This is a genomic window from Citrobacter sp. Cpo091 (genome assembly GCF_030332645.1).
In the GTDB taxonomy this organism is placed as follows: Bacteria; Pseudomonadota; Gammaproteobacteria; order Enterobacterales; family Enterobacteriaceae; genus Citrobacter; species Citrobacter portucalensis.
Genome location: NZ_JAOWHL010000026.1, coordinates 24,519 through 39,139, shown reverse-complemented (window position 1 = coordinate 39,139; position 14,621 = coordinate 24,519). Strand labels below are relative to the sequence as shown.

At 52.1% G+C, this 14,621-nt stretch carries 13 protein-coding genes; all 13 read right to left on the bottom strand.

Features of this window, described 5'->3' with window-relative positions:
* Positions 1-91: 91 nt before the first annotated feature.
* Entirely contained in the window at positions 92-1,477 is a 1,386-nt protein-coding gene (gene thrP / locus OGY04_RS01910) for a bifunctional threonine/serine APC transporter ThrP (protein ID WP_286584673.1), read from the bottom strand.
* Between the two features lie 278 nt (positions 1,478-1,755).
* Positions 1,756-2,496: a lipopolysaccharide N-acetylmannosaminouronosyltransferase gene (gene wecG, locus OGY04_RS01905; protein ID WP_003017964.1), complete on the bottom strand. Its 741-nt coding sequence runs from the start codon at positions 2,494-2,496 to the stop codon at positions 1,756-1,758.
* Entirely contained in the window at positions 2,496-3,851 is a 1,356-nt protein-coding gene (gene wzyE / locus OGY04_RS01900; RefSeq protein ID WP_020996101.1) for an ECA oligosaccharide polymerase, read from the bottom strand. Before wzyE ends, wecG begins: the two co-directional genes overlap by 1 nt.
* Positions 3,848-4,927 carry a TDP-N-acetylfucosamine:lipid II N-acetylfucosaminyltransferase gene (locus OGY04_RS01895; RefSeq protein WP_057067468.1) on the bottom strand — a complete coding sequence of 360 codons (1,080 nt, stop codon included), beginning with the start codon at positions 4,925-4,927 and terminating at the stop codon, positions 3,848-3,850. Before OGY04_RS01895 ends, wzyE begins: the two co-directional genes overlap by 4 nt.
* Complete coding sequence (gene wzxE, locus OGY04_RS01890; protein ID WP_286584671.1) at positions 4,924-6,174, bottom strand: lipid III flippase WzxE; 1,251 nt, start codon at positions 6,172-6,174, stop codon at positions 4,924-4,926. The genes OGY04_RS01895 and wzxE overlap by 4 nt, the downstream gene beginning before the upstream one ends.
* 1 nt (position 6,175) lies before the next feature.
* Complete coding sequence (gene rffA / locus OGY04_RS01885) at positions 6,176-7,306, bottom strand: dTDP-4-amino-4,6-dideoxygalactose transaminase (RefSeq protein WP_032945690.1); 1,131 nt, start codon at positions 7,304-7,306, stop codon at positions 6,176-6,178.
* Between the two features lie 4 nt (positions 7,307-7,310).
* Complete coding sequence (rffC, locus tag OGY04_RS01880; protein ID WP_032945688.1) at positions 7,311-7,988, bottom strand: dTDP-4-amino-4,6-dideoxy-D-galactose acyltransferase; 678 nt, start codon at positions 7,986-7,988, stop codon at positions 7,311-7,313.
* The gene (gene rfbA / locus OGY04_RS01875; protein WP_032945685.1) at positions 7,966-8,847 is read right to left on the bottom strand and encodes a glucose-1-phosphate thymidylyltransferase RfbA; all 882 of its coding nucleotides are present in this window, start codon (positions 8,845-8,847) and stop codon (positions 7,966-7,968) included. Before rfbA ends, rffC begins: the two co-directional genes overlap by 23 nt.
* A 33-nt stretch (positions 8,848-8,880) precedes the next feature.
* Entirely contained in the window at positions 8,881-9,948 is a 1,068-nt protein-coding gene (rffG, locus tag OGY04_RS01870; protein WP_032945684.1) for a dTDP-glucose 4,6-dehydratase, read from the bottom strand.
* Positions 9,948-11,210 (bottom strand): UDP-N-acetyl-D-mannosamine dehydrogenase, encoded by a 1,263-nt coding sequence (gene wecC, locus OGY04_RS01865; protein WP_286584670.1) that lies wholly within the window; start codon positions 11,208-11,210, stop codon positions 9,948-9,950. The genes rffG and wecC overlap by 1 nt, the downstream gene beginning before the upstream one ends.
* Positions 11,207-12,337 (bottom strand): non-hydrolyzing UDP-N-acetylglucosamine 2-epimerase, encoded by a 1,131-nt coding sequence (gene wecB, locus OGY04_RS01860; RefSeq protein ID WP_071446066.1) that lies wholly within the window; start codon positions 12,335-12,337, stop codon positions 11,207-11,209. Before wecB ends, wecC begins: the two co-directional genes overlap by 4 nt.
* Before the next feature lie 55 nt (positions 12,338-12,392).
* Positions 12,393-13,439, bottom strand: coding sequence for an ECA polysaccharide chain length modulation protein (gene wzzE / locus OGY04_RS01855; RefSeq protein WP_071446068.1), 1,047 nt, complete (start codon positions 13,437-13,439; stop codon positions 12,393-12,395).
* Between the two features lie 12 nt (positions 13,440-13,451).
* Positions 13,452-14,582, bottom strand: a complete 1,131-nt coding sequence (gene wecA, locus OGY04_RS01850) for a UDP-N-acetylglucosamine--undecaprenyl-phosphate N-acetylglucosaminephosphotransferase (RefSeq protein WP_267966254.1) — start codon at positions 14,580-14,582, stop codon at positions 13,452-13,454.
* Positions 14,583-14,621 lie beyond the last annotated feature (39 nt).

Genomic DNA, 14,621 nt, shown 5'->3' with positions numbered 1-14,621 from the left:
GCGGGGCTGGATATTACGGAGGTCTCGGTCTTCTGTCTAGTGCTTTTTTAAAATAAATTATCGTTTGGTCATGGTTTGTGCGTTTTGTCGCTTATTCCCGCAATTTATGGGCTGTGCCATGACGATTCAGACCAAAAACCTTATAAATGAGCGTCACGGCCAGTAAGAAACCCATGCCAACAAAAAGCGACATTCGGGTATCTTCATTAAAGTACATGCCAATTAATACGCAAATCAGGAACGCCATCGTCAAATAATTCGCCCACGGGAACAGAATGGAGCGGAATGGATGACTGGCAATCGCCGCTTTATGCGCCTGACGGAAATGCAACTGGCTTATCAGGATCACAAACCACGGCACCATCCCCGGCAACACGCTGGCACTATAGACATAAACAAACACGCGCTGCGGGTTAGGAATGATGTAGTTCAGGCATGAGCCAATCAGCAGGATCGCGATAGAAATAGCCACTCCGGCAACCGGCACGCCATGGCGTGATACTTTTCCAACAACGGCAGGAAGCTGGCGATTCTTTGCCAGCGCGTAGAGCATACGCCCACAGCTGTACATGCCGCTGTTACAGCCAGACAGCGCCGCCGTCAGCACCACAAAGTTAATAATCCCTGCCGCAGCAGTAATACCAATCTTGGCAAAGGTGAGAACAAACGGGCTGCCGTTGCTGCCAATCTCATTCCACGGGAAAATAGTGACGATGACAAAAATCGCACCAACGTAGAAAATCAGAATGCGCCACAGCACTTTACCCACCGCGCTACGCAGCGTGACCTGTGGATTCTTCGCTTCCCCTGCAGTGATACCGATCAACTCCACGCCCTGGTAAGACGCCACAACAATACACAATGCCGTCAGGAAGCCCTTCCAGCCCCCAGCAAAGAAGCCGCCGTGCTCGGTCAGGTTGCCAAAACCAATCGCCTGGCCGCCATTGCCAAAGCCGAAGAAAATCACCCCAACCCCAATGACGATCATCACAATGATGGTGGTCACTTTGATCATGGCAAACCAGAACTCAATTTCACCATACAGGCGAACCGCAGCGAGGTTTGCCAACGTAACCAGTCCTACCGCGATCAGTGCGGGTATCCATTGCGCCATTTCCGGGAACCAGAACTGCACATACACCCCGATGGCGGTAATCTCTGAGATCCCCACCGCCATCCACATAAACCAGTATGACCAGGCGGTGAGATAGCCAAAGAAGGGGCTCATATAACGGTGAGCGTAAACAGCGAATGAACCTGCAACCGGCTCGAGGAATAACATCTCCCCCATAGAACGCATAATGAAAAACACGAACAGCCCGGCGACGATATACGCCAGCAGAACCGAAGGTCCCGCCCATTTAAGGGTACTGGCGGCCCCCATAAATAGCCCAACGCCAATAGTGCCCCCAAGGGCAATTAATTCGATGTGACGAGCCTCCAGCCCACGCTGTAGCTCAGGTTTGTTCTCAGCCATAAATCCTCTTGATGTGTTTGCATGCTGTCCGGTATTACCGGTTCTCGTTATGGGTACATCTTGTTATGCCATAACAGGCCATGCGGCACCGACCGCTTTACGGTTGGCGCCAAAAACACCACGGCACTGCAATGATTGTTGCGAATGGTTTCCTAAAATCGCTTAAATGGCAATTAAAGCATTCAAAAAATGAATAGATTGTGCGATAAAGCAGCGATTATGTTGTGAATAAGTAGCGTAATTAGCAGATCACGCTACTTATCAGAGGAGAGAGGGCGTCAGAGGTTGCCGGTATAGTGCCAGCGGAGATAGCGTAATAAGCGAAGTTGTCGAGTAATACGGCTCGGCTGCGACAATAAGCGATACAGCCACTCCAGCCCCAGATTTTGCCAGATTTTAGGCGCACGCTTAACGTGACCGGTAAAGACGTCGTAGGTGCCCCCGACGCCCATATACAGCGCGTCGGGGTGAGTCTTGCGGCAATCACGCATAAAGATCTCTTGTTTTGGCGAGCCCATCGCCACCGTCACAATTTGCGCACCGCTGGCGTGAATACGCTCAAACAACGCCTGACGCTGCTCTGGGGTAAAATAACCGTCCTGACTACCCACAATGTTCACGCGCCACTGTGCACGTAGTTTTGCTTCTGTTTGTGCCAGAACTTCAGGCTTGCCGCCAACCAGGAAAACTGGCGTTCCGTTTTGCCCAGCTCGCGCCATCAGCGCTTCCCAAAGGTCAGCTCCGGCCACGCGTGAAACCTGCGCCTGTGGGAATTTTTTGCGCACCGAACGCACCACGCTAATCCCATCCGCATACTTGAACTCCGCGGCGTTGATCAGCTCCCTCACTTCAGGGTTATCTTCTGCTGTCAGCATCTTCTCAGCGTTAATAGCCACCAGCGTTCCTGACCTGAGGTGTCCTTCGGCAAACAGGTAATTCAGCGCATGTTGCATATCGCGCCAGCCAATCAGTTGTAATCCGCGCAGCGAATACAGCGGCGCAGTTGTGTTATCTGTCATTACGATCCTTCAATCTGTGTCCGGGGCAGCGATTTGATTCGTTTATGAATGAGTCCCGCGCTATCAAACAGCCAGAACAACAATTTTGCCACCAGTAGGCAAACGCCGAAAATCACGAGGAAAAAGACCACTCGTGAGACAAACGAATCCAGCCCTTCACGTGCCAACACGATCATATTGAAAATGGCGCCAAAACAGAAACTGTGCAAAATCGCCGCCTTATAGCGATTGGTTTCTCGGTTACCTAGCTCATACAGCCAGTCGAACCACTTGATGATGAGCCCAACAACAATCGCGCCTAATGGTATAAACAGCGCCCCGCCCATCACCACCAGTGAACCAATTAACGTCGGCGAAATCGCCAGTCCTGAGTGGTTGTTCAACACTTCCCAGGTAAAGTAGTTCGCTGAGTTGAGTACAATACTCGGCCGCCCAGGCCACAGCCAGGAGGGAATAAAGACGTAGAAGTCACGGACGATCGGCGCCAGCCCCTGGAACTCAATATTGTGGTAATTCTGCAGCAACAGCGCCAGGTTCTCCCACGGTGAGAAGGTGTCGCGCGTAAGGTACAGGAACGTATAGAACGCCTCATCGCCGCTAACGCTCATTCCGTAGCGCTTCAACGCCAGCCAGAACATCCCGACAATGCCCAACACGCCTGCAGCGGCCAACATCCACAGCGAAATCCAGCCGCGAATAATGCCGATAAACAAGAAGATGGCAAACGCGATAATGATATTGGCACGCGTCCCACCCACAATCATATACGTCAGCAAACCAAACGCGACGGTACTCACCAGGAAGAACACCCACGCTTTGCTGTCCTGACGCAAGAAATAAACCACCAGCATTGCCGGAATGAAGAAGTAGAAGAAACGCTTCAGAGCGACGCCTGAGACTTCACTGGAAAAAATCTGGCTATAGGATTGCAGTCTGAACAGCAGGAATCCGTTGTGCATAAAGAAGATGCCCACGCTCACCAACGCAATCGCCATCAGGATAACCCAGGTCAAATGGGCTTCAACGCGATTGATGGTAAACAGCGGCCTGCGCGGCTTATCATCTACTCGTTTGCGCAAGCGCGTTTTATACGTCACGTAGTAGACGGCATAGAAACAGGCGGCTGACAGCAAGGCCTGTAGCAGGATCTCCGGCGGAGCCACTGCCACATCAAAGCGGAACACCAGGATGCTGGTTAACGGGAATCCGAAGAAGAACGTCAGCAAGAACAACAATGAGAAGAAAACATTGAAGTTAAAACGCACGCGGCGGAACTCAAACCAGGTCAGCGTGGCGATAAACAAGGTGGAGAGCAGCCAGACCACCAGAAGACCGCTGAATTGCATCAGGCTCATACGGTTTCTCCTGAAGCAATGCGCAGCGCGTTGTGCCACGGCTGCAGATAATTCGGGCTAAAGAAGGTAATAGTATTTTTATCTACCGATGCCAACTGGCGCTGCGCTTCGCGTACAACGCCTTCATTGAGATCATCAGTGGTAAATAACACCGGAAGATTTTGTTCCACCATATCCTGCCAGAAGGGATTTTCACGGTTGAGCACGCATGGGATACCCGCCTGGATCAGCAAACACAGGGTACCGATTCCCTGTTGACGGGCAAAAATAAAGTAACCCAAATCGCATTGACGCAATAACGCGAGATAAGCGTCAAATTCCAGCTTTTCACTCAAAATTTGCAGATTATCAGCGCTAAATAACGCCAGGCCGGCCTGGCGAACCTCGTCGATATAGGCCGCATTATTGGCGGGATAACCCATCGGCACAATCACATTCACCGTGTCGCCAAACTGCTGATGGACGGCGCGAAGCGCGGCAACATGCTCATTGCTGCGATCGCCAGAGTTGCCAACCAGCACCGTCATCTTGCCGCTGCGCTGGCAATCATTGCTCATGTTATTGAGTGACGGATCCATTCGCGTTGGGAAATAGAGCAACTCACCCCGCACACGGGGATGTTGCTCGGCGAAATAACGTAAATCGCCCCGTGTGGCAAACACGCAGCCCACACGATTCTGCGCCATGCGGCGAATCGGGTAAAACAGGCGGAATTTCAGCCCACTGGAGACTTCGTATAAATCAGCGCCCCAGATATGCCAGTAAAACTGCGCCGGTTTAATCCCGCCACTCAGCAGCGCCAGCCACAGGCTGGTGTTGAACTGACCGTGGAAGAAGAAACGCTGTTGGCGATCCGCTTTTGCTTTCGCGATCACAGCGTCAGCAAGCGCCTTTTTCCCGCTGTAGAAGCTTAGCGATAACGCCGGGCAGCTCTCACTGAGTCCCGCATCCTGACCGGCAACCATAAACGTGCGCGCATGCTCGCTCGTCGCGGCCAGCGAGTCGTTGAAAAACCGCAGCACGGTTTGGTTATGGTGAGGGATATCCGATCCCAGAACGTGAATCAGTACAGTCATGCCCGCCTACGCCAGAGTAAAAACACGCCACAACAAAGAGAAAAATAGACGATGTACGTTGCCATATAAGCCTGTGCCGCACCCAGCGCACCGTGTGCAGGGATCAGCCAGTGAGCAAACACCGTCAATAACATGAACTGGCTAATTTCAGCCAAAATATAAAACCGCAGCGATGCTTTCGCGATCACCAGATACCCAAAGACATACGCTCCAACTTTCAGTACATCGCCGACCAGTTGCCAGGCAAACAGATCGCGCATGGCGGTGAATTTTGCAGAGAAAAGCAGCCAGATCGCAAAATCACGCAGCAACCAAACAGTAAAGCTCGCAGCGGCAACCGCCGGTAACACGAACTTCAGCGACTTAACCACCTCGCGCGTAATGTCGCGCTTTTCGGTCAGTCGCGACAACGTCGGAAGCAAGTAAACGCTGAATGAGGCGGTAATGAATTGCAGATAAGCATCAGAGATACTGCTTACTCCCTGCCAAATCCCTACATCACCCCAACTGTACTGCGCCGCCAGCAGGTTTCGCATCATCACGTATGCCACAGGCAGCGTTACGGAGGTAATCAGCGCCATCAGGGTAAACTTGCTTAGCTGTCCAGCCAGACCGTTATCCCACGAGGGTTTCAGGTAATGCAGGGGAATCGCCCCACGCTTAATCAGCATAATAGCGGCGGGGATAACGACCAACGCGGGCACTAACGCCAGACCCAGCAAAGCGCCTTCATACCCTCCCAGGCGATAACAGCCATAATAAGCCACTACGCCCACCAGGCTACCCACAATCAGCGACAGCGCGTTACCCGCCGCATCGCGAAAGCCCTTCATCAACGCCAGCAGCAGGTTCGCCCAGGCAATACCCATTTGCACCAGCGCAACCAGTCTTACCAGCCCCTGATAATGAGTATGGCCAAACAATCCCTGACTGATTGGCGCGGCCGCCAGCAGAAAAATCACCGCCATCAGCGTAGAGAATCCCAGCACCATCGCGGAAGATGTACCGACTACCTTACGGAGCCGGGTCGGATCGTCATGGTGCTGCGCAACATATTTCGTGACGCCGTTGAAAATGCCGGCCCCCGCCAGAACACCAAGCACGGTGACCATCTGGCGGAAGTTACCCGCCTGCCCCACGCCTGCCGGGCCAAACGACACCGCCAGCAGCTTCACGACCAGCAAACCTGCACCAATTTTTACCAGCGTACTGGCTGCCGTCCATAAGGACGCTTTAGCAAGCGACATATCAGGCGAAGTAGTTGAGTAAGGTCGAAATGACCGTTCGCTGGTTTACTGGCGACAGGTTGTAAAACAGCGGCAAGCGCAGCAGACGCTCGCTCTCTTTAGTGGTGAAACGATCAACACCGGCAAATACGCCGAATTTATCGCCAGCCGGACAATCATGTAGCGGGATATAGTGGAACACCGCCATAATTTCAGCTTCTTTCAAGAAGTTAATCAACGCCGTGCGATCGTCGATATCGCGCAGCTTGATATAAAACATATGGGCATTCTGCACGCAGTTTTCCGGGACAGAAGGCAGATCAATGCGTCCGGCACGCGCCAGCGGTTCGAGAGCATCATAGTAGTTCTGCCACAGCGCCAGACGCTGCTGGTTAATACGGTCAGCCGCTTCCAGTTGTGCCCACAGATAGGCAGCCTGCAGATCGGACATCAGATAGCTGGAGCCAATATCACGCCAGGTATACTTATCCACCTGACCGCGGAAAAACTGGCTGCGGTTAGTTCCTTTTTCACGGATGATCTCTGCACGTTCCACTAATTTTTTATCATTAATCAGCGTCGCACCACCTTCACCGCCTGCGGTATAGTTTTTGGTCTCATGGAAGCTAAAGCAACCGATGTGACCAATCGTCCCCAGCGCACGACCTTTGTAAGTCGACATGACGCCCTGGGCCGCATCTTCCACGACAAACAGGTTATGTTTGGTCGCCAGCGCCATGATGGTATCCATTTCACAGGCTACGCCCGCGTAATGCACCGGAACGATAGCGCGGGTCTTGTCGGTGATCGCCGCTTCAATCAGCGTTTCGTCAATGTTCATGGTATCCGGCCGGATATCAACAAAGACAATTTTCGCGCCGCGCAGCACGAAAGCATTGGCCGTGGAGACAAACGTATAGCTCGGCATAATGACTTCATCGCCAGGCTGGATATCCAGCAGCAATGCCGCCATCTCAAGCGATGCGGTGCAGGAAGGCGTCAGCAATACTTTCTCGCTGCCAAAATGCTGTTCCAGCCACTGTTGGCAGCGACGGGTAAAACCACCGTCGCCACACAGTTTGCCGCTGTTCATCGCAGACTGCATGTAATCGAGTTCAGTGCCCACCACCGGCGGTGCGTTAAATGGAATCATCGTGTCACCTGTATAACCAATACGCGGTGCTTTCCACATTCGCACCACTGTGTATATAACGTTTAAGCGCGGCGGTATTGCCCATTTGGGTCGCCACGCGCAATGTTGTTTTACCGCGAGCCTGCGCCCAGCAAAGGGCAGCCTGCATCAGTTCTGCTCCCGCCCCACGCCCGGCCAGCAGGCCAATTCGCGCATCGGTCGCATTCAGTTCACGCAGCGAGACATAGCCACGAATATCACCTGCCGGTGTACGAAAAACGAGGCATTGATGATCGAACGTCCCCAGCACCGCGTTTTCAATCCACTGCGCATAAAAACGCGTGCTGGCATCTGCTGCATACCATGGGGCGCGAAAACGACTTTGCGCGAACGCCTGTCCTGCCAGTTGGCGTAATGCCGGGATATCCGTAGTTTGTGCTACCTGCGCACCGGGGTCGCCATGCGCACACATCACCGGCAGCACAAAATCCACTTCACCTTCAACCAGTGAGAAGCCCAACTGTTGCAGGGCATCTAATTCATGGGTATTGGCGGCAGGAATTTTTGCCTGTACCCGCGACCAGGGCTGCAACACATCCGCAGTCAGAACCGGCGCGTGTTGGTCAAAACGCACAATGGCGCTATTCACGCCAAAGAACGTATTTTCCCAGCTAAGCGGCTCAATACTGGCGCGGACGAGCACGGAGCAGCTCCAGCAGGTATTGACCATAACCCGTTTTGGCCAGTGAACTGGCAGCACGCTTCACGCCTTCGTCATCCAGCCAACCGTTACGCCAGGCGATTTCTTCCAGACAGGCTATTTTAAAGCCCTGGCGTTTTTCCACCGTCTGCACAAAAGTACTCGCTTCGATAAGACTGTCGTGCGTACCGGTATCCAGCCAGGCAAAGCCACGCCCGAGCAATTCTACCGTCAGATGTCCGTCATCAAGATACATCTGGTTGATAGACGTAATCTCCAGCTCCCCACGCTCAGAAGGTTTTACGCGTTTTGCATATTCCACCACCTTGCTGTCATAGAAATAGAGACCAGTCACTGCCCAGTTGGATTTTGGTGCTTTCGGCTTCTCTTCCAGCGAAATAGCTCGAAAATTGTCGTCAAACTCCACGACACCAAAACGTTCAGGATCCATCACCTGGTAACCAAACACCGTCGCGCCTTGCGTTCTGGCGGCTACGTGACGCAGTTTTGGACTGAATCCCTGACCAAAGAAGATATTGTCTCCTAACACCAGACATGATGGTTCACCGTTAAGGAACGTTTCACCAATGATAAACGCCTGTGCTAATCCATCCGGACTGGGTTGCTCAGCATAGTGCAATTCAATGCCGAACTCAGATCCATCGCCCAGTAAGCGCTGGAAATAGCCTTTATCTTCCGGTGTAGTGATAATCAGGATTTCGCGAATTCCCGCCAGCATCAATACTGATAACGGGTAGTAAATCATCGGCTTATCGTATATAGGCAATAGCTGCTTCGATACGCCACGCGTAATGGGATACAGGCGAGTACCTGAGCCACCCGCCAGAATGATACCTTTCATGCGTTGTCTCCTCCGGGAGCCAAAACCAGGCTGTTAGCCCTTCAGACCTAAACGTTCGCCCTGGTAACTGCCGTCCTGCACGGGTTTCCACCATGCCTGATTAGCCAGATACCACTGCACGGTTTTGCGCATTCCGCTTTCAAACGTTTCTTGCGGCATCCAGCCTAGTTCACGCGCAATTTTCGACGCGTCAATGGCATAACGCAAATCATGACCCGGGCGATCGTCCACAAAAGCGATCAAGTCGCGGTACTGCGCGATACCCTGCGGCTTTTGCGGTGCCAGCTCTTCCAACAGGCTGCAAACCGTTTCGACAACTTCCAGGTTTTTACGCTCGTTATGGCCACCGATATTATAGGTTTCTCCCACCGCGCCCGTTGTCGCCACACAATAGAGCGCCCTGGCGTGATCTTCTACATACAACCAATCACGGATCTGTTGCCCATTGCCGTAAACCGGCAACGGCTTCCCCGCCAATGCGTTGAGGATCATCAGCGGAATCAGTTTTTCCGGGAAATGGTACGGACCATAGTTGTTAGAACAGTTGGTTATCAGCGTTGGCAGACCGTAGGTACGCAGCCAGGCGCGAACCAGATGATCGCTGCTGGCTTTCGACGCGGAATAAGGGCTGCTCGGTGCATACGGTGTGGTTTCAGTGAAGAAATCATCCGTAGAATGCAGGTCGCCATACACCTCGTCAGTCGAGATATGGTGGAAACGAAACGCTGATTTTTTCTCGCTGGTTAAATCACTCCAGTAAGCGCGCGCCGCTTCCAACAGCGTGTAGGTTCCCACGATGTTAGTTTCGATAAAGGCGGCCGGACCATCAATTGAGCGATCGACGTGGCTTTCTGCCGCCAGATGCATCACGCAGTCCGGCTGATAGTGTTGAAACACCCTGTCGAGCGAAGCTCGATCGCAGATATCGACTTTCTCAAAGGTAAAACGAGGATTCTGTGCAACCGGCTCCAGCGACATCAGGTTTCCGGCATAGGTCAGCTTATCGACCACAATTGCCGCATCCTGAGTCTCCTGAATGATATGCCGTACAACCGCCGAGCCGATGAATCCCGCTCCACCGGTAACCAGAATTCGTTTCATTAGCGCCAGACCCCTTTGGTATCAACGATATATTGCTGGTGAACCGCATCGCCTTTAATGGCTTTAAATTCATTATGGTCGACCAGCAAGACCAGCACATCGGCGCTAGCCAGGGCATCGTCCAGCGCTGCCAGTTGGCACAGACCGTCCAGTTTTTTCGGCAGTTGATGGATGTTCGGTTCCACCACCAATGTTTCCCCTTTGTGCCAATGCGCGATGCTTTGCGCAATTCCCATCGCCGGGCTTTCACGTAAGTCATCAATATTCGGTTTAAATGCCAGACCAAAACAGGCAATTTTCACTTCGCTGGCCCGTTTATTGGTATCCGCCAGACAGTCGGCCACGGCAGCTTTTACCTGATCAACCACCCAATGAGGTTTACCGTCGTTTACCTCACGCGCGGTGCGAATCAATTTCGCCTGCTGCGGGTTCTGCGCCACGATAAACCACGGATCAACCGCGATACAGTGCCCGCCAACCCCCGGACCCGGTTGTAAAATATTCACGCGCGGATGGCGATTTGCCAGTCGAATCAGTTCCCAGACGTTGATCCCCTGATCGGCGCAAATCAGCGACAACTCATTGGCGAAAGCGATATTGACGTCGCGGAAGCTATTTTCAGTCAGTTTGCACATTTCCGCCGTACGGGCGTTGGTCACGACACATTCGCCCTCCAGGAAAATGTTGTACAGTTCGCTAGCACGCGCGGAACAGACGGAGGTCATTCCCCCAATCACGCGGTCGTTTTTAATCAGTTCAACCATCACCTGGCCCGGCAGCACTCGCTCTGGGCAATAAGCAATGTTAACGTCCGCGTGTTCACCGACTTGCTGTGGGAAAGTCAGATCAGGACGCATTTCAGCCAGCCATGTGGCCATCTGTTCGGTAGCCCCGACAGGCGACGTCGATTCAAGGATCACCAACGCGCCTTTTTTCAGCACCGGCGCAAGAGACTTCGCCGCAGCTTCCACATAAACCATATCGGGTTCGTGCTCCCCCTTAAACGGAGTAGGCACAGCAATCAGATAGGCATCCGCATCTACAGGGGTTGTGGTCGCACACAGAAATCCATTTGCGACCGCCGTTTTCACCACGGCGCCCAAATCTGGCTCAACGATATGAATTTCACCGCGATTAATGGTATCCACCGCGTGTTGATTTACATCTACGCCAATCACATGCTTTTGACGGGAAGCAAAGGCAGCCGCCGTCGGCAGTCCGATATAACCCAGCCCAATGACAGAAATGGTCGTAAAACTCATAGCGATATCCGATTATTTTTTAACGCGTGTAAAATGCGGCCACATGCCTGCCCGTCACCATACGGATTATGGGCGCGGCTCATGGTCTGATATTCATTGTCGTCATGCAGCAAACGCGTGACTTCTTCGACAATACGCTGCGGGTCTGTCCCTACCAGACGTACTGTGCCCGCAGTAATCGCTTCCGGACGTTCCGTCGTTTCGCGCATCACCAGTACCGGTTTCCCCAGAGATGGGGCTTCTTCCTGAATCCCACCAGAGTCGGTAAGGATCAGCCAGGCGTGATTCATCAGCCAGACAAACGGCATGTAATCCTGCGGTTCAATCAGGATGACGTTTTCAACGTGACCCAGAATACGATTAACCGGTTCGCTGACGTTAGGATTCAGGTGCACTGGATAGACAATCTGTACGTTCTGATTGGCCGCGGCAATTTCCGCCAGCGCGTGGCAAATGCGTTCAAAACCGCGACCAAAGCTTTCCCGACGATGACCGGTCACCAGAATCATTTTTTTATCAGCGGCCAGGAAAGGATAACGTTCTGCCAGATCGGTACGCAGCACCTCGTTTCCCAGTACACGGTCACGAACCCAGATCAACGCATCAATAACCGTATTACCTGTTACGAAGATACGGCTATCAGAAATGTTTTCCCGTAGCAGGTTTTGGCGCGAGTTTTCTGTTGGCGCAAAATGATACATCGCCAGATGCCCGGTCAGCGTACGGTTCGCCTCTTCCGGCCAGGGAGAGTAGAGATCGCCTGTACGTAAACCCGCCTCCACATGCCCTACCGGAATGCGTTGATAGAACGCGGCCAGGCTAGTGGCAATGGTGGTCGTGGTATCGCCGTGAACCAACACAACGTCGGGTTTAAAATCAGCCAGAATAGGCTTTAATCCTTCAAGGATTCGGCAGGTAATTTCTGTTAGTCCCTGACCTGGCTGCATAATATTGAGATCGTAGTCAGGTACAATGGAAAAAAGGTTCAACACCTGATCGAGCATCTCCCGATGCTGTGCCGTGACGCAAACTTTTGCCTCAAAATCAGGATCTTTTGCCAGCGCATGAACCAGAGGTGCCATTTTTATGGCCTCTGGTCGCGTGCCAAATACAGTCAGTACTTTCACATCGATTCTCTTCGGATTGGCAGTGAGAGCCCAGCCCCTCACTGCAACGATATTGCTAAATCGTGCGGCGACGGGTTAACGCGACACCAGCACCGATCAGAGCCCCAACGATGCCCCACATAATCATCAGGAAGGCACGACGAGGGCTGTCACGTTTTACCGGTTCCTCCGGTGTACGCAAATAACGATAGGTCTGAAAACGCGGATCCAGAGTTGGCCCAACGTTCAGTGTGTTAAGCATGGCTCGGTTTTGGAAGTAGTCCAGATCGAAATCGGGACCAACAGATTGCAGGTTTTCGAGTCGCGCCTGCAGCATAGGACGTCCGAGCAAAAACAGTTCTGAATCGGGCAACTCTTCAGCCGGAACGTCAGTGGAAGTACGCGAAATATTATGCTGTTCAGCAATTTTGAGTGCCTGCTCAATATTATGAACACGGCGAGAGAAAATCGATTTCGCCACTTCTTCCTGGCGTTTAACCTGTGCTTTCATCTGCACGGTGCGCGCAGCCCAGGCTCCCTTTAACTCGTCGTTCAGATGACGCGCTGCACGCTGACTGGCAAACGCGACGTACTGTCGCAGCAGATTGTTGGCATCAGGTGCCGTCTCGGCAATCAGTTTCACGCTGTCATTGGTATTACGAACCGCATCGCCGGGCATAAACTGAATGTTATTGATCAGTTCATCCAGCATCGCCGCATCGGCTTTACTGTTACCCACCATACGTTGCTTGTAGTAATCAGTCTGCAGCCAGAATTCACGGCGCGTATCCCATGAGGCAAGCTGCATAATAAATTCTTTATAGGCTTCATCCATCACTGACGGTTGATCCGCAGATGCAAGACTGGCCTTGATGTCCAGGTTACGCAAGAACTGCTGCTGAGAATAATAGCCGCCCAACATATTGACCGTTGGCCTGTCTGAAATCGCCGTTGCACTCCACTCCTGACGAGCAAAAAACGTATACGCGAGAGCGACTATCGCGAAGGCGAGAGCCATGCCGACAATCCACACTTTCCCTGCCCATAAGGCACGAAACAACCCACGGATATCCAGTTCATTTTCTGCGCTCACGGCGTGTTCCCCCGGTAATGGTTGTGTCATCGCATCCTCAATTCACTTGGTTAAGTTTGGTTTGCCTTCGCGGTGCCTTCGTAGCCTGCGCTTAACACGCTTAATAAATCTCGCGACCTTCCATGCCCGCTTAATACAGTAACCGTAAAGACCGAATGCCAGTAAAAAGAGCACCAACATGGCCCATTCAGGAACTAAACGAAAATATTCAGCCAGTGCACCGATAGAGGCCAGAATCGCTGCAGCCAACGTGATCAGAACAAATGCCTGTCGGGAAGTAAACCCGGCGCGCATCACTAAATGATGAATATGCTGGCGATCGGCAGAGAAAGGACTCATGCCTTTACGTAAACGACGATACATGATCGCCACCATATCCATTAACGGAATGGCGATAATCCACAGTGCAGTGACCGGGCTAATAGGATGCGTTTTACCTTGAGTGGTCTCCAGCAGGATCCAGATTACCGTAAAGCCAATCAGCGTACTCCCCGCATCGCCCATAAAGACCTTATAGCGGCGTCCAAGAATACCCAGGTTCAGCATGATGTAAGGCAGGATGGCGGCAATCATGGCAAAACACCAGATAGCCAGGCTTGTCTGACCATCGAACCACAGGATAAACCCCATCGCTGCGAATGAGACGCTGGATAGCCCGCCTAACAAGCCATCAATGCCATCCACCATATTAAAGGCGTTAATCGCCGCCCAGACGGCAAAAAGGGTGAGAAAATAACCAAAGGGACCCAACAACAACTCCCACGGGCCAAAAATATATCCCAGGCTACTTAGATAAAGCTCACCTTTTACCATCATCAAAATAGCAATCACCGCCTGAACAACTGCTCGTACTTTTACGCTGATGTCAAAACGATCGTCAAGCGCACCAACAAACACCAGCACACCTGCACAGAAGAGGTATAACGAGGCATGGGGAATGTAATAATCCGAAAGGCCAAACATGAAATTGATTCCTGCAAACACAGAAATCCCGCCCACTAACGGAATAATCCCTTGGTGACGTTTGCGGAAGTTTGGCTTATCCACTAAACCTATTTTTATGGCTACTTTTCGTGCCAAAAAAATAAAAATGGTTGTGAATAAAAAAATACTAACTAGCTCAGAGAAAGCAGCGAGTAGATTCACAGTGTATGTGTTCTCAGCATATATCATTTCCTTAAAGTATAATGCGTTAAGACGCCCCCTTGAAGA